Source organism: Burkholderia sp. SRS-25, assembly GCF_004343765.1.
Lineage (GTDB): Bacteria > Pseudomonadota > Gammaproteobacteria > Burkholderiales > Burkholderiaceae > Burkholderia > Burkholderia contaminans.
In genome coordinates this window covers 316,805-333,529 of the sequence record NZ_PTXM01000004.1, presented here as the reverse complement: position 1 = coordinate 333,529, position 16,725 = coordinate 316,805, and the positions used below count along the sequence as shown (strand labels likewise).

The window sequence follows — 16,725 nt, the reverse complement described above, 5'->3', positions numbered from 1 at the left end:
CCGGCTCGATTGGGCGGAGTGCGAGGCGGGCGCGGAAGCGGCGTGCGCAGGGTGCTTATGCGTAGAAGCCGATCAGCATCTCGAGATTGCGTTGCGCGTGCTGCTCGAGCGGCGCGAATTCCGCCGATCGAAACAACGGGGCCTGCGCGCGCAGATGTTCGAGCGCCTGCTTGCGGCCGGCGCGGAAGGCTGCCGACGGTGCATCGGGATCCTGCGCCCACTCGCGCGCGATTGCGCGGTCGTATTCGCGGAGTCGGTCGGGTGCCGCCGCGAGGATCGCGAGATCGGCGTCGAGGAAAATTTGCGCGGCGCGCTGCAATTCCGGATCGACGGCGAACCCGTCAGGCAGCCGGTGCGACTTCGTCGCCAGCACCAGGTCGCGGGCAACGGACACGTGCGATGCATGCGCGTGCAACCAGGCTGCGTCGCAATGCTCATGCGTGACCTGCGCGAGCCATTGCGCGCTGAGCGCTTCGTTGTCCGCGTACGCCGGCAGTGTCGTCGCGTAGACGATATCGTGCGCCCACACGGCGAGCTCGATGGCCGGCCACAGCGGGTCCGCACGATACGGCGCGAGGTGCGCGAACAGTTCCGCCAGATGCGCGAGCGTGTGATAGAAGCGCTGCGGCTCGCCGTACGCGCGCTCGACGAGCGGCCACACGGCCGTCGTGCCGAAGCACGCGTCGCAGTCGGCGCGCAGTATGCGCGCGATATCGGAATCGAGGGCGTTCATGGCGGCGATCGGCTCGGGCGGGCGATGCGCGAAGCATAGCAAACGTGGCCGCGAGCGGGCATGCCGCTTGCGCACGCGTACCGATCGCACCGTATCGGAGGTTGCCATGAAACGAATCCGGCCGCGCTGCCCGCTGCTCGCGATCTGCGCGTTCGGGGCGCTCGCGCTGCACGCAGACTTCGCGTCGGCGGCGCCCGACGTATCGATCAGCCGCGCGGATGACGGAACGACCGCGGCCGGGCAGCCGGTGAGCCGGTACACGCTGGCGAACAAGCGCGGCGTGACGCTGAAAGTCATCACGTATGGCGGCATCGTGACCGCACTGGAGGTGCCGGACCGGGCCGGCCACGTTGCCGACATCGTGCTCGGCTTCGATTCGCTGCACGACTACGAAGCGCACAACGGCAACATCCATTTCGGCGCACTGATCGGCCGGTATGCGAACCGCATTGCCGGCGGGCGCTTCCCGCTCGATGGCCGGACGTGGACGCTGCCGGTCAACGATGGGCCGAACACGCTGCATGGCGGCCCCGGCAGTTTCGACGCGAAGGTATGGACGGTTACCGGTACGCGCAGCGACGCGAGCGGTTCGAGCGTCACGCTGCGCTACGTGAGCCCAGACGGCGAGAACGGCTTTCCCGGCACGTTGACGACCGACGTGACCTACACGCTGACGCGTGACAACCTGATCCGGATCGACTATCGCGCGACGACCGACAAGGATACGGTCGTCAACCTCACCAACCACAGCTATTTCAATCTGGCGGGGCAGGCGGGCGGCAGCGTCGAGCGGCAACTGATCGAGATCGCCGCCTCGCGCTTCACGCCGACCGACGATACGTCGATTCCGACCGGTCAACTGGCGAGCGTGGCGGGTACGCCGATGGATCTGCGCCAGCTGACGCCGATCGGTGCGCATTTGCGCGACGCAGATCCGCAGCTCGTCATTGCGCATGGGTACGACCAGAACTGGGTGCTCGACCAGGGCGGCCAGCCGGCGCCGGCGTTTGCCGCGCGCGCCTATGACCCGGCGTCGGGGCGTTTTCTCGAGTTGTACACAACGCAGCCGGGGCTGCAGTTCTATACGGCCAACGGATTGAACGGCAGCGTCGCGGGCAAGGGCGGGACGGTCTATCGGCAAACCGATGCGTTCGCGCTGGAGGCCGAGCATTTTCCCGATTCGCCGAATCATCCGGCATTCCCGACGACGGTGCTCAAGCCCGGCGAGACGCTGCACGAAGTGACGGTGTGGCGGGTCGGGGCGCGATGAGCCCGGGTGCGGGCCGGATCGTCTCGGCTACACGTTGACCACGCCGCGCCCGAGTTCGATCACGCGCCCGCCGACGCCGATTTCACCGCTCGCATTGACCGACAACCGCAGCCGGCAGGGCCGGCCGATGGCGTCGCCCTGTTCGACCTGAAACGCAGCCGGCAGGTCGCGCTTCATCGCAAGCAGCCAACCGCCCAGGTTCGCGCAGGCCGACCCCGTGCCCGGATCTTCCGAGACGCTCCCTTGCTTCACGAAGAAGTAGCGCGACACCACCGTCCCCGGGCGCTCGGGATCGAACGCGAAGACGTAGGCGGTCTTGCGGCCGAGGCTGCTGGTCGGCCAGATATCGAGGCATGCACTGTCCGGCTGCGCGCGGCGCACGGCGGCGGGGTCCTTGAGCGCGACCAGCAACTGATCGGCGCCGGTGTCGATCCAGATCGGCGGGGCGAGCAGATCGTCTTCCGTCAGCCCCAGCAAGGTCGCCGTCCGGGCGTCGGACAATTCGCACGGCGCCGTCTTCGGCATGCCTGCGTGCGGCGCGGTGAACGTCCACACGTCGTCATGCGCGTTGACGTCGACCACGCCGGCCTTGAACTCGAGCGCGAGCGCGTCGCCCGCACCCTGCAGGTCGCGCACGACATGCGCGGTGCCGAGCGTCGGATGGCCGGCAAAGGCCATCTCATGGCCCGGCGTGAAGATGCGAACCCGCGCATGGGCGCGCTCCGACGGCAGCACGAAGGTCGTTTCGGACAGGTTGAACTGCACCGCGAGTGCCCGCATGGTCGCGTCGTCCATGCCGCGCGCATCTTCGAATACGCAAAGCGGGTTGCCACCGAAAGTCGATTCGGCGAATACGTTCAGCAGGCGGAAGGCAAAGGAAGGCATTTGAATCTCGTGTGGGTGCGGCAATCGACGGACCGAAGGGGCACGTTTGTCGACGGCTTGCGGCAGAGCGGCGGCGGCATGCCGTCGCGATGCATTGCGTCATTGTGCCCGCAAGATGCGATGAAGGGGCGGCATACGGGCTGTCCGCAATTCATGCATGATCGGGTTCTCCGGTTGGCCGACGGAGATCGGGTTTGATCGTTCAACTATCCGCAACGTGCAGGTTCAAGCGTGGAAGGGGAAGACATGGGATCTGACGAAAGCGCTTCGAATACCGGTGGCGCTCAGGTGAGTACCGGCTCGCCGCAGGCCGTTCTGGACGCGATCGTCCGTGGCGTGGAAAGCCACGGCATCCCTGCCGGCACCGATTGGCCGACCGCGAAGCAAACCCTCGCGGACAACGATGGCCAGTGGAAATTCTCGGCGGTGCTGGTCGCGATCGTCGCACGGCGCGAGCCGACGGTCCTGCTGACCAAACGCGCATCGGACCTCAGCGAATACTCGTCGCATGTGAGTTTCCCGGGCGGACGCCCGGCCGAGTCCGACCGCGATATCGGTACGACCGCCTTGCGCGAGGCGTTCGAGGAAATCCGCCTCGCACCCGATGCGGTCCATGTGGTCGGCAGCTTGCCGATCCACAAAACCAGAAAGCGCAATCACGCGATCTTTCCCGTGATCGGCATCGTGCCGGAAACGGCGATATGGGAGGCGGCGCCCGCGGAAGTCGCGGAGATCTTCGAGTTTCCGTTCGCCGTGCTGCTGAATCCGGACCTGCTGCGGCAATACACCGACGGCGAACGCATGGGCGCATGGTACTGGGCGGAGCAGGCGCAGGACATCTGGGGTGTGACGGCGCTCATCCTGAGGTCGCTCGCCGGTCTGGTACGCGACGCGATGCGTTGACGGCATGCGTGACGGTCGCATGCCGACGCACGTCAATGCGACGACACGAATTCCGCATCCTCGAAGGCTTCCGGAATCGCGAAGCTTTCGCGCATGCGCTGCGTTTCCTTCGCCGGCGTCAGGCCGAACAGGCGCTTGAATTCGCGGCTGAACTGCGACGGGCTCGCATAGCCGACCGCGTAGCCGGCCGCCTCCGCCGTCAGGTCCTCGCGCACCATCAGCAAGCGCGCCTGATGCAGCCGTGTCGACTTCAGGTACTGCATCGGCGACACCTGCGTGATCGCCTTGAAATGGCTGTGAAAGCTCGGCACGCTCATGCCGGCTGCGTCGGCCAGTTGCGGCACGTCGAGCGGCTGCGCGTAATCGGCGTGGATCACGCGCAGCGACCGGCCGATCCGGCCGAACTGCCCGCGCATCGCCAGCGCGCTGCGCATCGCGCTGCCCTGCGCGCCGGTGAGCACGCGGAAATACAGCTCGCGCAGCAGCGCCGGGCCGAGCACCGCGGCGTCGAGCGGCCGGTGCAACGCCTGGACGAAACGCAGCACCGACGCGTGCATCGTTTCATCCATCTGCGTCGACATCATGCTCCTGGGCGCCTGCACGGGCTCCGCCGTGCCGGCGCGGTCGATCTGCGCCGCGAGTTCGGCGGCCAGCGTGAAATCGAGGTGCAGGTACAGCGCGAGCAGCGGGCGCTCGGGCGTGGCGTCGGTCTCCATGCTGAACGGCACGGGTACGGACACGGCCAGATAGTGGTGCGCGTCGTACAGATAGCGCTCGCCGCCGAAGTAGCCGCGCTTCGATCCCTGGCACACGATCACGATGCCCGGGTCGTACAGCACCGGCGTGCGCGACAGCGTGCGGTTCGAACGCAGGATGCGCACGCTCGGCAGCGCCGTCACGTTGTAGCCTTCGTCGGGCGCCAGCGTGCGCAGCAGCGTCACCAGGCGCTTCCGGTCGCGCGGCGGCAGCGACGGGGATCGGGCGGGGATGGGATCGGCGCTCATAGTTTTGTGCAAGAAAATCAGCGGAATCAGGCTTATTCGACATAGCTCGTCAGACTAGTATGCACGTTCCAATCGACATTCGGGAGAAGCTCAAATGGCATCCGGCAAGCTCATGCTCATTACTGGCGTCAGCAGCGGCTTCGGCCGCGCGCTCGCGCAGGAGGCCCTCGCGGCGGGCTACACGGTCGTTGGCACCGTGCGAAGCGCGCAGGCGGCGCAGGATTTCGAAGCACTGTCCGCGCAGGCGTTCGCGCGGGTGCTCGACGTGACCGACTTCGATCGCATCGACGGTGTCGTCGCTGAAATCGAGGCGAACGTCGGGCCCGTCGACGTCCTGGTGAACAACGCCGGCTACGGGCACGAAGGGATCATGGAAGAATCGCCGCTCGCGGAGATGCGCCGGCAGTTCGACGTGAACGTGTTCGGCGCGGTCGCGATGATGAAGGCGGTCATCCCGACCATGCGCGAGCGGCGGCGTGGCCACATCCTCAACATCACGTCGATGGGCGGCCACATCACGATGCCGGGCATCACTTACTACTGCGGCAGCAAGTTCGCGATGGAAGGCATCACCGAAACCGTCGGCAAGGAGCTCGAACCATTCGGCATCGCGGTGACGGCCGTGGCGCCGGGTTCGTTCCGCACCGACTGGGCCGGCCGCTCGATGGCGCGCACGCCGCGCTCGATCGCCGACTACGACGCGCTGTTCGACCCGATCCGCCAGGCGCGCGAAGAGAGGAGCGGCAAGCAGCCGGGCGATCCCGCGAAGGCCGCGCGGGCGATGCTCGCGGCGATCGCGGCGGACCATCCGCCCGCGCACCTGCTGCTCGGCAGCGATGCGCTGCGGCTGGTACGCGGCAAGCTGGTGGCGCTGGACGCGGAAATTCGCGCGTGGGAGGCTGTGACGGTGTCGACGGACGGTTGACGTGCGGCGATGCACGATCGTTCGCCCGTAGCGGATTCGTCCACGTCGATGAAATTGCCGACGATCATTTGCATCCTGGCATCATCGTTTAACAAACCTGTTCGATAATGGCTGCCGGCCACTACGCCGAATTCAACCACCTTACAGGAGTCCATCGCGATGCCAACCGTCACAACGAAGGATCACGTCGAGATTTTCTACAAGGACTGGGGCCCGAAGGACGCGCAGCCCATCGTCTTCCATCATGGCTGGCCGTTGTCGTCGGACGACTGGGACGCGCAGATGCTCTTCTTCGTCCAGAAGGGCTATCGCGTGGTGGCGCACGACCGGCGCGGCCACGGTCGCTCGGCGCAGGTGTCGGACGGCCACGACATGGATCATTACGCGGCGGACGCGTTCGCGGTCGTCGAAGCGCTCGACCTGCGCAATGCGGTGCACATCGGCCACTCGACCGGCGGCGGCGAAGTGGCGCGCTACGTCGCGAAGCACGGCGAGCCGGCCGGCCGCGTCGCGAAGGCGGTGCTGGTCAGCGCGGTGCCGCCGCTGATGCTGAAAACCGAAGCGAACCCGGAAGGCTTGCCGATCGAGGTGTTCGACGGCTTCCGGAAAGCGCTCGCCGACAATCGCGCGCAGTTCTTCCTCGATGTGCCGAGCGGCCCGTTCTACGGGTTCAACCGCGAAGGTGCAACCGTGCATCAGGGTGTGATCCGCAACTGGTGGCGACAGGGGATGGAAGGCAGCGCCAAGGCGCATTACGAAGGCATCAAGGCATTTTCGGAAACGGACCAGACCGAAGACCTGAAGTCGATCTCCGTCCCGACGCTCGTGCTGCATGGCGAAGACGACCAGATCGTGCCGATCGCGGATGCCGCGCTGAAGTCGATCAAGCTGCTGAAGAACGGCACGCTGAAGACGTACCCGGGCTACTCGCACGGGATGCTGACGATCAACGCCGACGTCCTCAACGCCGACCTGCTGGCTTTCGTGCAGGCGTAACGGTGTGAGCGCAGGCCCGCTTCGGCGGCCTGCGCTGCCGTTGCGTGCCGGTGGCGCGCGGTAGCGCCCGTCACGCCGTCGGCGACGCGGCCGGGTCGCCGGCCGCAGCGGTCAGCCCGGACCGTTGAAGCGGATGCCCGGAAACGTCAGGCGCGGCATCCGGCGCTCCAGGAACGCGAGCAGGTCGCGCACCTGCGCGGCCTTGGCGGAGTCTTCCGGCCAGACGAGGTAGTACGCGTCCCCCGTATTGACGGCGGTCTTGAACGGCAGCACGAGCTGCTTCTCGTCGATGGCCGTCGCACACAGCGCGAGATCGCCGATCGAGAGGCCGTGGCCGGCAATCGCCGCCGCGATCCCCTGTTCGAGCATGTCGAACACCTGCCCGCGTGTGATGTCCACATCGAGATCATGGCCGCTGCCCTTGAGCCAGCGGCGCCAGTCGCGCCGGTCGGGCGACGGGTGGATCAGCTCGCACGCCGCCGGATTCGTGCGCGCGACCGTCGCGGTCGCCCGCGAGCACACCGGAATCAGCCATTCGTCGAACAGCTTCACGCACTGCGTGGCCTCGCCGAACTTGCCTGCACCGAGCAGGATCGCGCAATCGTAGGATTCGCTGAAGAAATCGACGGTATCGACGTCCATCCACACGCTCGCGATCTGCACCTCGAACGCGGGCCGGGTTTCGCGAAACGCGGCCAGCGCGTCGAGCAGCCAGCGCATCGTGAGCGTGGACGGCGCCTTGAGCCGCAGCACGTCGCGCTGCGACTGGAACAGCACGCAGGCTTCCTCGATCTGCCGGAAGCCGCGCCGCAGCCCCGACGCGAAGATGTGCGCCTCCGCCGTCACGGTCATTCTGGGGCCGTGACGGACGAACAGCTTTCGGCCGAAATACGCTTCGAGCGTCCTCACGTGCTTGCTCACCGCGCTTTGCGTGAGGCTCAGTTCCTCGGCAGCCAGCGTAAACGAGCCGGTGCGCGCGGCGCTTTCGAACGCGCGCAGCGCGTAGACAGGAGGGAGCGGTTTGGCCTTCACGGGTTTTGAATATGAATAAAACTCATGTCATCCGGCAGGATTTTCCGTTTTTCAACAGCTTGGCGGGTACGCAATACTTCAGAAAGCCGTGCGATCCGGTGCACTGAAGCACGATGATGCCACCGCGGCGGGCACGCGCGTCCATTCATCCAACAACTTTTTGTCATGGCACTTCATTACCCGCTGCTGTTCGCCTATCTCGCCGCGATCGTGCTGCTCATCGCGACGCCCGGCCCGGTCGTCATGCTCGTGATCGGCACCGTCGCGCGGCGCGGCTTCCGCCAGGGGATGCTGACCGCGGTCGGCGCGAATGCCGCGAGCCTCGTGATGATCGCGGGGGCGATGCTGATGGTGTTCGGCGTCGTGCTCGTCAGCGAGCGTCTGTTGACCGGGCTGCACGTGGCGGGTTGCGTGTTCATCATGGTGCTGGCCGTCCGGACGCTGCTCGGCGAATGGCGCGCCGGCCGGACGCGCGACGGCAACGACGTGCGGGAAGGCGAACCGGCATCGCAGGCGCGCGGCTTGCCGGGCGTCGTGCGCGGCTTTCTCGTCGGCATCGCGAATCCGAAGGACCTGCTGTTCTTCGTCGCGTTCTTTCCGCAGTTCGTCGGCATCACGCCGGATTCGCGCGTGAGCCTGGCGATCCTGGCCGCACTGTGGATCGCGGTCGATTTCGCGATCCTGACCAGCTACATGGCCGCGATCAACCATCCGCTGATTCATCGCAGGCAGCGATGGATCACGGCTTCGTCGGCAGGCGCGCTGCTCGTGATTGCGCTCGCCGGGCTCGGCAGCACGATCGCGGGCGTCGCGTAAGCGATCCCGATTGACAGCGGCAGTCGTATCAGCCGTTGCGCAAGAACACGACGTAGCCGCGGAACCACGGGTTCGTCGCGAGGTACGGCGGCGCGTCCCATTCGCCGCCCTGGATGATGCCGATGCGAAACGGCAACTGCAGCCGTGCGACGCGCGGCAGGTAGTCCGCATAGTCGGGGATCGTGCGGCGGCCCTGGTAGGTCTGCACGACCACTTCGTCGACGATCCCCCTCAGCTGGTTGACCTGGTCGGTATCGATGCGGCTGCTCCAGTCGAGCAGCCCGGTGATGCTGAGCCGATAGTCGGCGGGCAGCGTGTCGCGCAGCGACCGCAGGAATTCGAGGTAATCCTGCAGGTGGCGCGTGCGCGCATCGAAGTCGATCTGGATGCCGGTGATCGTGCGGCCCGACGCGCGCCAGCGCATGAGCTGCGCGAGCATGATCTGCGTGACGCGCGGCGTCCAGCGCAGCGTATGCGCGCGATAGACGAGCCACACGCGCGCCTGCGGCGCGGGCGGCAGCGCCACGCCCTGCGCGATCACGCGGACCTCCGACTCGTCCCGCGGCGACGCCTCGATCTGCCCTTGCAGCACGTAGACGCTGCGTGCGCCGTGCACGACCGCCTGCGGCTTCACGCCTGCCCACAGCCAGAACGCGTCGTACCGCGCGGCGTCGACGGTGCCGGCCAGTGCGATGCGTCCGGCCAGCAGCAGTGCGATGCACGCCAGGCATGCGATGCGCTTCACGCGGCGCTTACCAGTAGTAGCGGAGCTTCTGCGCCCACGGCGTGCCCGCGTAGCTGGCCTTCAGCGTATCGAACCAGCGCTTGCGCACGTTCTTCGGCACGTCCTTGCCACCGCATTCGTTGGAGCCGCCCGGTGCATAGCACTTGATCGCACGGTAGTACGCGTAGGCGCGGTCGTTCGGGTTCGCCTGCGAATCGGCCATCACCGTCACGTAGCTCGACATCCGCTCGTACGGCTTGCCGTCGAACTGCGACGGCCCGGCACCGAGCGTCGGCGGGATGCGCGCGGCGGCCGTCGTCGACGCATTGCGTGTCCACAGCGGCACCGGATCGCTTTCGAGGCCGGACGCGGGCGGATGCAGGCGCACGAAATCGGCGAGACAGTTCAGCCCTTTCGGATCGGCGGGATTCTGCTGGAGCGCCGTGGCGATGTCGTTCGCGGACGGGCACGTATAGCCGTCTTCGTTCCTGGCGCCGGCCGCGATGAACGGCTTCAGCGGATCGGCCGGCTTGCCGGGCACCAGCGCGGCATCGGCGATGAACTCGGCATAGTGCGAGCGGGTGAGCTCCTTGTACAGCAGCGTGTACAGCGCGGTGTCGCGCAGCGCGCCGCCGGTCGCCTGGTTTTGAGCCTGCGCGCGCAGCAGGTCCGCATTGGCCGAGCGTTGCAGCAGCACGGCGCGGATCGCGGCGTTCTGCACGGGCGAATCGTCGGCGAACGCGTCGTTGACGAGCCCGGCCTGCTCCAGGTTGATCGCGAGCGCGAGTTCCAGCGCCTCGCGCTGGAAGCGGAATTTCGCGAGCGGGATCAGGTCGCGCCACAGTTGGCGCGCCTTGTCGGACTGGCCGCTATCTTCCAGCGCGAACCCGCGCAGCGCCTGCTGGCTCAGGCCGAAGTAGTCGAGCGGCTCCGCGGGCGTCTGCGGCAGCAATGCGAGCGCGGCGTCCGGCTTGTGCCCGATCTGGACGTACCAGGTCGCGAGCAGGTAGTCGTACAGCGCGGGCGCGTTCGCGAACCGCGGCTTCTGCGCCTGCAGGTCGTCCAGCGTCAGCGGCTTGGCGCGGCTCGAGTCGCTGTTTTCCGACGTGCGCATGCGCAGCAAGTCGACGGTCGCGAGCACGGTCGGCGACTGGATCTGGCTCGCGTCGAATTCCGACCCGAACAGCAGCTTGCTGTCGAGTTCGTTCGCCAGCTGGATCAGCGGCACGTTCGACGTCGCCGGCGACCAGCGCGCGAGCGCGTGGCCGTACAGGTCGGCCTGCTGCGTGACGTTCCCGCCGAGCCACGCGACACGCCGCAGCAGCCCGTTTGCGGAGGTCGCGTAGCGCCCCTGCGGGTACACCTTCAGGTAAGTGCGAAACACCGTATTCGCGGCGTCGAGCGACACCTTCGTCACGCGGCCGCGCGTCGGCGTGGGGCTGTCGTTGTCGAACACGGTGGCCTGAGCGGCGTTCAGCTGCGCGCGCCCGGCCATATAGAGCCCGGTTTCCTTCAGCCACGGGTTCGCGCTGTGCGACGCGCTCGCGAAGGCCCGGGTCGCGGTGAGGAAGTCGGCGCGGTAGAACGCGTTCGTGCCGTCGAGGTACGCGGCGAACTGCTGGCCGAGCGGCGACTTGACGGGCGGTCTGGCCCATGCGGCACTCGCGCCGCCGGCAGCGCAGGTCTTCTGCGCGATGTCGGCGCGCGCCGCGCGCAGGCGCGTGGCTTCATCGGCGGGGAGGCTGCCGGCACTGCCGAGCGCGTCGTTGAATGCGTCGGCGCCCGAAGCCATGCTGCGGCAGATGCTGCCTTCGCCGTCGGCGTACTGGTTCGACGGTGTTCCGGTATCCGCTGCGCCGCCGGTCTTGTCGGGCTCCTTCTGCCCGATATAGATCCATCCGGAGAAGTCCATCGGGAACGGCACGATGATCTGGTTGATCCGGTCTTTCGCCGGGATCGTCTTCGGGTCCGGAAACGCCTGCGCGACCTTGGTGCTGTCGACCATCATCAGCATCGCGTTGATGCGTGTGTCGTTGGCCGGGCTCAGCATCGGCACGTTGGCGCAGGAGTAGGTGGTCTGCCGGAGCGTGGTCGGCGCATAGCAGCCGTCGTCGCCACTGGCGTGGGCCGCCGGAATGCAGAACAGGCTGGCCGCCAGCGCGGCGAACAGGTTTCGGTGCAGCAATGGGCTTTTGGGCATTTTTTTCTTGTGCCGGGTAGGGGGCCGCAGCGGCCGGGTCTCTCAGGTGAGGCGTTTCGCCCCGGCGCGTATCGTACCGCAACGGTTGCACGAATTTCACCGGTGCGCGCGGCGGCCCGGTGCATCGGCAACCAGTGCGCGCCGGACGGCTAGTCGTGTCGATCGCCGGTCCGATCCGGCTCCCGCGTCACGCGTACGCGCTGCTCGCCACACCGCCTTCATCGACATCGTCGATCGCGGCCCGCAAGTCGTCGATCGCCACCATCAGCTCGCGGACCTGCCGCAACGACGGGTACTGGTGCAGCACGGCATGCCATTGCGGCAGCGTCAGCAGCGCGTGCCAGACGACACCCAGGCCGCCCGGGTCGGCATTCGGCCGCTGCACGAGCGCGCTCGCGTATTCGAGGCTCGCCTGCGCCGACAGCAGCTGCATCCGGCTCGCGGCGCCCAGCAGGCGTGGCGTTGCATCCGCGGACGCATCGCAGCAATAGAGCACTTCGCGTGGCAGCGTCGCTTCGTCGGTCGTCAGCGCGCGCAGCGACGCACCCTGCACGCGCACCGTGCCCTGGTGCGTCTCGAACGAATAGATCGTGTCCGGGTCGGCCTGCGCGAGCAGGTTCAGGCCGCGCAGCAGCCGCGGCAGGTCGGTCGTGGCGGCGTCCGCGGACGCTTTCGCTTCGACGAGGAAGCGCACGTTCCACACGGGCGCCGGATCATCGCCGCGCGTGCGTTCGATCAGGATCGCGTCCCATTCGGTTTTCGCGCGATCGTGGCGGCCCGGAATCGATGACGGCACGCGCATCGACGTCACCACGCGGTACGTGCGGCGTGCGTCGACGGCGTCGAGCCGGCGTGCCAGCGCGTCGAGCGCCTGTGCGGCCAACGCTTCGACGGCTGCGCCGCGCTGCTGCGACGCGACGCCCTGCGCGACGGCGACGGTGCTGCCTTCGAGCGGGCCCTGGCGCACCCAGAGCGCCCGGTAGCGACGCACGTGCTCGTCCGATGCCAGTGCGTCGATGCGCAGCATGCGTTCGAGCGCGGGGCTGTCTTTCAGCTTGACGATGTCCTGCTCGAACGCGGCGTCGGACGCCATGTCGGGCAGCGCGAGCAGCTGCCGCAGCGTGTCGTGCAGGTCGGCCCACGACGCGGCGGTGGCGGCCGCATGCAGCCGCGCGAGCCCGTCGCGTTGCCATGGGCGGGCGCTGCGCTCGAGCTTGGCCGGGTGCGCGATTGCGTTGACGGCCGAGTGCAGCGCGCGACGGTCCTGCTCGGCGTGCGCGGACAACGACGCGTATTCGCGCACGCTCGGCGCATCGTGCCGCAGCACCGCGGCCTGAAAGGCGGGATCGCCGGCGTGCGTGTCCATTGCATCGCGGATCATCTGCGCGAGGGCGTCGACGAAGCGCTGCCGCAGTATCGCGTCGGGCGTCTGTCCGTCGCTTCGCATCCGGCGCGCTTCCTCGATCACGATCGCGAGCGTGGCGGCCGGGTTCGCGGCGTCGGCCGGCGACGACGCGCTGTCGAGCGGCGGCAGCCGGTAGCGGCGCGCGACGATGCGCAGGGTCTCGTCGAGCAGGGCGGGAAGCGGTGTCAGCGACATGGTCGGTATCGGCTTGAAGGCGATGCGCGTGCCCGGGGTTGGGGTGTGGCGGGCTTGATGATGTGCAACGTTATCACGCCGGGACGGGCGGCACGACGGCGCAGGCATGCCTGCGCGTGCCGATCGGCATCGGCATCAGCATGGCGCTGCTCGGCGAATCGCTATCGGCATCGGCGTGGGTGGGACTCGGATGCGCCGTCGCGGGCGTGGCTGCGATGACGCTGCCGTCACGGCAGCGCGGGCAGCCACGCACCTGACAACGGTCACAAAACACGCCACGCGTCGATCTTCATCGTCACGCTGCGATCAGCGATCAGCGCAGCCGCTCCCGCGCACCACACGCATCATGCCGTCAACGTCACCGACAGGCTGCCGAGTTCGCCGAAGCGCACCGTCAGCGCATCGCCGAGCGGCACGTCGATCGCGCCCGCGTACGAACCGGTCGTCACGATCTGCCCGGCGTGCACGGCGTCGCCGCGTGAGGCGAGGAAATTGACGAGCCATACCAGCGGCTTCAGCGGATCGCCGTCCGGATGGCGGCCGTCGATCGCGCGGTTCAGCGCGCCTTCGAACGACAGCGCCAGTGTCTCGAGCGGCACGTTCAGCCCGTCGGGCACGACCGGGCCGACGCACAGCCCCTGGTTGAATTGCCCGTCGGCCAGCAGCTCGAACTTCGATGCGCGCGTGGGCTCCGCATAGCGGCAACCGAGCACTTCGAGCACGATGCGAACTTCGCGGATCGCATCGCGCACGTCCTGTTCGTCGTAAGGCTGTTCGCGCGCAGGCAGGTCGCGATCGAGCACGAATGCGATTTCCGGTTCGATCCGCACGATCGGGCCGCCGACGACGCGGTACGGCGCGTCGGCCTCGCGAATCGTCGACGCGAAGATCGGCGCGAGGATCACGCGGTCGGGCGGCGGCAGCGCGCATTTCCAGCCGCCGACGGGTTCGCCGAGCAGGTCGGCCACGCGCTGCTGGATCGCGAGGGCGGTCTCGACGTTCTCGGGGCGCAGCGCATCGGGCAGCAGCGGGCCGGGCGAGCCGGCATGGCGGGCGGCGACGAGATGCTGGGCGGCGCCGTCCACGCGTTCGGTAGTCGTTGTCATGTCGGTTGAGCGAGTTGAAAGTGGGCCGGCAAATAAGGGCCGGACGAAAGTCGCACATTCGATGATAGCGCTTTCGGCACGATGACCGCTCGATCCCGCTGCTTCGGCTTCCGTGTCGGGCAGGTTGGCGACCTTGCCGCAGGCGAGCGGTATCGGCATCACGTCGCGACGCTTTGCCGCACGGGCGGCGTCGAGGCGACCTTGATCGCCATCAACAATCGAACCTGCCATCCGCCGATGATGGTGACAAGGCCGCGCGACCAGACGCGCGGCATCTCACCCCAGCGAGGTTCGCATGTACAAGAAGATCATGGTGGCCGTCGACGGCAGCGCGTCATCGAAGCAGGCGCTTGCCGAGGCAGTGAAGGTCGGGCTGGCAAGCGACGCACACGTCAGCGTCGTATATGTGGTGGACAAGTCGGTGCTGTTCACTTATGCGGGCCGTTTCGATCCGCACGCACTGATCGAGGAGATGCGTGACGACGGGCGCAAGGTGCTGCGCGAAGCCGAGCAACTTCTCGTGCGGGCCGGTGCGAAGGGCGAGGCCGAACTCGTCGAGACCGAAAGCATCGGCGAGGACATCGCGGAGCGCCTGCAGCGCTACGTGAAGGAAGGCGGGATCGATCTCGCGGTGGTCGGCACGCACGGGCGGCGCGGGATCCGGCGCGTGCTGCTCGGCAGCGTCGCGGAGCGCTTCGTGCGTGGCTCGAAGTGCCCGGTGCTGCTGATTCGCGGCGACGATCGCGACGTAGCGGCTACCGCCGCGGCTGCTTGACGCGGCGCGCGCGATGATTCGCCGCCAGTCCCGGATCGTCGTCGCGGCGATCGCGGTGTTCGTGTCGCTCGCGGGGATGATGGCCGTCGTGTCGGGTCTGCTGTTCGACAATGCGATGGCGCTGCGCGGCGGCGGAATCGCGCTGATCGTCGGCGTGGCCGGCTTCGTCGTGATGCTCAATCCGGGCGTGAAAGGCGAGGAGTGACGGCGGCGAGCCTGGCCGGCCTCGTCCCGTGACGGCGCCGGACGAGGCCGGCAGCCGCTCTCCACCTGTACGACGGCGGATGCTGCAGCGCCATCCGTCCGCTTGCCTGCCCGCTCGAGTCTGTCGTTACTCGCCTGCGATACGCGGCGCCTTCGCGTCATCCTGCCCGAGCGGTATCGCCAGGCGCTTCAACGTTTCTTCCAGGTCCGGGTTTTCCGGCTGAACCTTCCGCGCCTGCGCGAACGCATCGCGCGCGTCATGCTCGCGGCCCAGTTTCCACAGCACCTCACCCTTGTGCGTCAGCCCGGTCGCATGGGCTCCGCGTGCGTCCTTGTCCGTGTCGCCGTCCTTCGCGAAGATCGCGATCGACCGGTCGAACCACGCCAGCGCGTCGTCGTTGCGGCCGAGGCGATACAGCGCCCAGCCCTTGCTGTCGAGCGCGTAGGGGTCGTTCGGCGATTGTTCCAGATGCGCATCGATCATCGCCATCGCACGATCGATCTTCAGGCCGGCGTTCGCCAGGTCGTAGCCGACGCTGTTCAGCACGTCGCCCGAGAAATGACCCATGTCGAGCGCGGTGTCGATGCGGCCTTCGTCCCGTTCGGCAATCGCCAGCGCGACCATCTTGGCCGCGATCTGCTGCCGGAGTGCGGGGCCGAGATGCTCGCCGTTGGCGACCAGGCTGCCGAGGTACTGCGTGTAGAGATCGGGCGCACCTGGGGCGTGCGCATGGTTGGCGATGTCCGTGCCCGGCCCCGCACACCAGTCGGTGTCCGCGGGCGCGCGCAATCTTGTGCGGCGCAACCTGAGCTTGCGGTCCACGTTCGACTGCACGAAGACGGTATATCCGTTGGGATCGATGCGCCCGCAGACCAGGTATTCACCGATCACGTCGAGGACGTAGGGGAATGAGCCGTAGGGCCGCCCCGTATCGTCGTCGATCACGCGAAACGTCCCGCCGCTGTCGCCTTCGCCGACGACCGGTTCGAGCGCCCACTCGCTCTCGGGATGACGTGAGGGCAGACGGATTCGCACGGTGCGTCCGGCGGCATCGGTCGTGCCGAACACGACGCTTTCGCCGCCTTCCCGATGCGGAGGCAGCCCCGCGATCACCTGCCCGGGCAGCAGCAGCCGGTACCGCGCATTGGGCAGCGGCCTGTGCGTGACCGGGTCGCGCAGCACGAACCGATGCACGTAGCCCCCTTGGCCGAACGACGCGGTCGGCGGGATATAGGTGCGCGCGTGGGCAGCGGGCAGGACGGCGCAGCTCAAGGCCGCGGCCACGAGCGCGGCGAGAAGTCGGGATGTCATGAAATGGTCGTTCTTGTCGGAATCGGTTTTATTGTTCGACGGCCGGAATTGGACATGCACTGAACCTGTCGTGCCACCTTCGACCAGCAACGGGCCGCGGCGTGCGAACTCCGTTGCGGCGAGCCGGGGCGCTCAGTGCAATTCCATGTGGCACCCGCGCGCCACAACCGATGCGGGGAAGCGGCGGGCGGATGACGCACGAATGCGGCCCGCAGCATAGCAGGTGCGTACGGGGCGCCC

16 protein-coding genes and 1 pseudogene are annotated in these 16,725 nt (G+C 67.7%); 8 read left to right on the top strand and 9 right to left on the bottom strand.

The features are described 5' to 3' along the window. Positions 1-55: 55 nt before the first annotated feature. Complete coding sequence (locus tag C5O79_RS06170; protein ID WP_131931250.1) at positions 56-733, bottom strand: hypothetical protein; 678 nt, start codon at positions 731-733, stop codon at positions 56-58. 106 nt (positions 734-839) lie between these two features. Between C5O79_RS06170 and C5O79_RS06165 the strand changes: the two genes are divergently transcribed. Next, the gene (locus tag C5O79_RS06165) at positions 840-2,003 is read left to right on the top strand and encodes an aldose epimerase family protein (protein ID WP_131931248.1); all 1,164 of its coding nucleotides are present in this window, start codon (positions 840-842) and stop codon (positions 2,001-2,003) included. Between the two features lie 27 nt (positions 2,004-2,030). On the opposite strand, the gene C5O79_RS06160 is transcribed toward C5O79_RS06165, so the two are convergent. Beyond that, complete coding sequence (locus tag C5O79_RS06160) at positions 2,031-2,888, bottom strand: PhzF family phenazine biosynthesis protein (RefSeq protein WP_122477598.1); 858 nt, start codon at positions 2,886-2,888, stop codon at positions 2,031-2,033. A 231-nt stretch (positions 2,889-3,119) separates the two neighbouring features. Here C5O79_RS06160 and C5O79_RS06155 point away from each other — a divergent pair, with 231 nt between their 5' ends. After that, entirely contained in the window at positions 3,120-3,791 is a 672-nt protein-coding gene (locus C5O79_RS06155) for a CoA pyrophosphatase (RefSeq protein WP_236862410.1), read from the top strand. Between the two features lie 32 nt (positions 3,792-3,823). Here the strand turns inward: C5O79_RS06155 and C5O79_RS06150 are convergent, their stop codons facing one another. After that, positions 3,824-4,795 (bottom strand): AraC family transcriptional regulator, encoded by a 972-nt coding sequence (locus tag C5O79_RS06150; protein WP_124472785.1) that lies wholly within the window; start codon positions 4,793-4,795, stop codon positions 3,824-3,826. A 94-nt stretch (positions 4,796-4,889) separates the two neighbouring features. Here C5O79_RS06150 and C5O79_RS06145 point away from each other — a divergent pair, with 94 nt between their 5' ends. Beyond that, complete coding sequence (locus tag C5O79_RS06145; protein ID WP_122477602.1) at positions 4,890-5,720, top strand: oxidoreductase; 831 nt, start codon at positions 4,890-4,892, stop codon at positions 5,718-5,720. A 159-nt stretch (positions 5,721-5,879) separates the two neighbouring features. Continuing rightward, positions 5,880-6,716 (top strand): alpha/beta hydrolase, encoded by an 837-nt coding sequence (locus C5O79_RS06140; protein WP_046546734.1) that lies wholly within the window; start codon positions 5,880-5,882, stop codon positions 6,714-6,716. Between the two features lie 111 nt (positions 6,717-6,827). Here the strand turns inward: C5O79_RS06140 and C5O79_RS06135 are convergent, their stop codons facing one another. Beyond that, on the bottom strand, positions 6,828-7,748 hold the full coding sequence (locus C5O79_RS06135; protein ID WP_122477604.1) for a LysR substrate-binding domain-containing protein: 921 nt from the start codon (positions 7,746-7,748) through the stop codon (positions 6,828-6,830). A gap of 165 nt (positions 7,749-7,913) precedes the next feature. On the opposite strand from C5O79_RS06135, the gene C5O79_RS06130 reads away from it, so the two are divergent. Beyond that, complete coding sequence (locus C5O79_RS06130) at positions 7,914-8,564, top strand: LysE family translocator (protein WP_047852752.1); 651 nt, start codon at positions 7,914-7,916, stop codon at positions 8,562-8,564. Positions 8,565-8,592: 28 nt separating this feature from the next. On the opposite strand, the gene C5O79_RS06125 is transcribed toward C5O79_RS06130, so the two are convergent. The 3 genes from C5O79_RS06125 to C5O79_RS06115 form a co-directional block, all read right to left on the bottom strand. Next, positions 8,593-9,309 carry a DUF3142 domain-containing protein gene (locus C5O79_RS06125; protein WP_122477606.1) on the bottom strand — a complete coding sequence of 239 codons (717 nt, stop codon included), beginning with the start codon at positions 9,307-9,309 and terminating at the stop codon, positions 8,593-8,595. 7 nt (positions 9,310-9,316) lie between these two features. Beyond that, a complete protein-coding gene (locus tag C5O79_RS06120) occupies positions 9,317-11,488 on the bottom strand; it encodes a hypothetical protein (protein WP_122477608.1) in 2,172 nt (723 codons plus the stop codon). Positions 11,489-11,675: 187 nt separating this feature from the next. Next, complete coding sequence (locus C5O79_RS06115; protein WP_122477610.1) at positions 11,676-13,088, bottom strand: 3-deoxy-D-arabino-heptulosonate 7-phosphate synthase; 1,413 nt, start codon at positions 13,086-13,088, stop codon at positions 11,676-11,678. A gap of 89 nt (positions 13,089-13,177) precedes the next feature. On the opposite strand from C5O79_RS06115, the pseudogene C5O79_RS06110 reads away from it, so the two are divergent. After that, positions 13,178-13,345, top strand: a pseudogene (locus C5O79_RS06110) (EamA/RhaT family transporter); the annotation flags it as partial. 87 nt (positions 13,346-13,432) lie between these two features. On the opposite strand, the gene C5O79_RS06105 reads toward C5O79_RS06110, so the two are convergent. Continuing rightward, entirely contained in the window at positions 13,433-14,194 is a 762-nt protein-coding gene (locus C5O79_RS06105) for a fumarylacetoacetate hydrolase family protein (RefSeq protein WP_122477612.1), read from the bottom strand. 295 nt (positions 14,195-14,489) lie between these two features. Here C5O79_RS06105 and C5O79_RS06100 point away from each other — a divergent pair, with 295 nt between their 5' ends. Together C5O79_RS06100 and C5O79_RS06095 are read left to right on the top strand one after the other, a co-directional pair. Then, entirely contained in the window at positions 14,490-14,969 is a 480-nt protein-coding gene (locus C5O79_RS06100; RefSeq protein WP_122477613.1) for a universal stress protein, read from the top strand. Between the two features lie 13 nt (positions 14,970-14,982). Continuing rightward, a complete protein-coding gene (locus tag C5O79_RS06095; RefSeq protein WP_046546744.1) occupies positions 14,983-15,174 on the top strand; it encodes a DUF2964 family protein in 192 nt (63 codons plus the stop codon). 126 nt (positions 15,175-15,300) lie between these two features. Here the strand turns inward: C5O79_RS06095 and C5O79_RS06090 are convergent, their stop codons facing one another. After that, positions 15,301-16,485 (bottom strand): tetratricopeptide repeat protein, encoded by a 1,185-nt coding sequence (locus tag C5O79_RS06090; RefSeq protein ID WP_122478940.1) that lies wholly within the window; start codon positions 16,483-16,485, stop codon positions 15,301-15,303. Between the last annotated feature and the right edge of the window lie 240 nt (positions 16,486-16,725).

Excerpts from the sequence above, each read along its gene's own strand:
- C5O79_RS06165 (WP_131931248.1), top strand. The coding sequence starts at position 840 with ATGAAACGAATCCGGCCGCGCTGCCCGCTGCTCGCGATCTGCGCGTTC.
- C5O79_RS06120 (WP_122477608.1), bottom strand. The coding sequence starts at position 11,488 with ATGCCCAAAAGCCCATTGCTGCACCGAAACCTGTTCGCCGCGCTGGCG.
- C5O79_RS06105 (WP_122477612.1), bottom strand. The coding sequence starts at position 14,194 with ATGACAACGACTACCGAACGCGTGGACGGCGCCGCCCAGCATCTCGTC.
- C5O79_RS06150 (WP_124472785.1), bottom strand. The coding sequence starts at position 4,795 with ATGAGCGCCGATCCCATCCCCGCCCGATCCCCGTCGCTGCCGCCGCGC.
- C5O79_RS06170 (WP_131931250.1), bottom strand. The coding sequence starts at position 733 with ATGAACGCCCTCGATTCCGATATCGCGCGCATACTGCGCGCCGACTGC.
- C5O79_RS06115 (WP_122477610.1), bottom strand. The coding sequence starts at position 13,088 with ATGTCGCTGACACCGCTTCCCGCCCTGCTCGACGAGACCCTGCGCATC.
- C5O79_RS06145 (WP_122477602.1), top strand. The coding sequence starts at position 4,890 with ATGGCATCCGGCAAGCTCATGCTCATTACTGGCGTCAGCAGCGGCTTC.
- C5O79_RS06100 (WP_122477613.1), top strand. The coding sequence starts at position 14,490 with ATGTACAAGAAGATCATGGTGGCCGTCGACGGCAGCGCGTCATCGAAG.
- C5O79_RS06095 (WP_046546744.1), top strand. The coding sequence starts at position 14,983 with ATGATTCGCCGCCAGTCCCGGATCGTCGTCGCGGCGATCGCGGTGTTC.
- C5O79_RS06160 (WP_122477598.1), bottom strand. The coding sequence starts at position 2,888 with ATGCCTTCCTTTGCCTTCCGCCTGCTGAACGTATTCGCCGAATCGACT.
- C5O79_RS06130 (WP_047852752.1), top strand. The coding sequence starts at position 7,914 with ATGGCACTTCATTACCCGCTGCTGTTCGCCTATCTCGCCGCGATCGTG.
- C5O79_RS06090 (WP_122478940.1), bottom strand. The coding sequence starts at position 16,485 with ATGACATCCCGACTTCTCGCCGCGCTCGTGGCCGCGGCCTTGAGCTGC.
- C5O79_RS06140 (WP_046546734.1), top strand. The coding sequence starts at position 5,880 with ATGCCAACCGTCACAACGAAGGATCACGTCGAGATTTTCTACAAGGAC.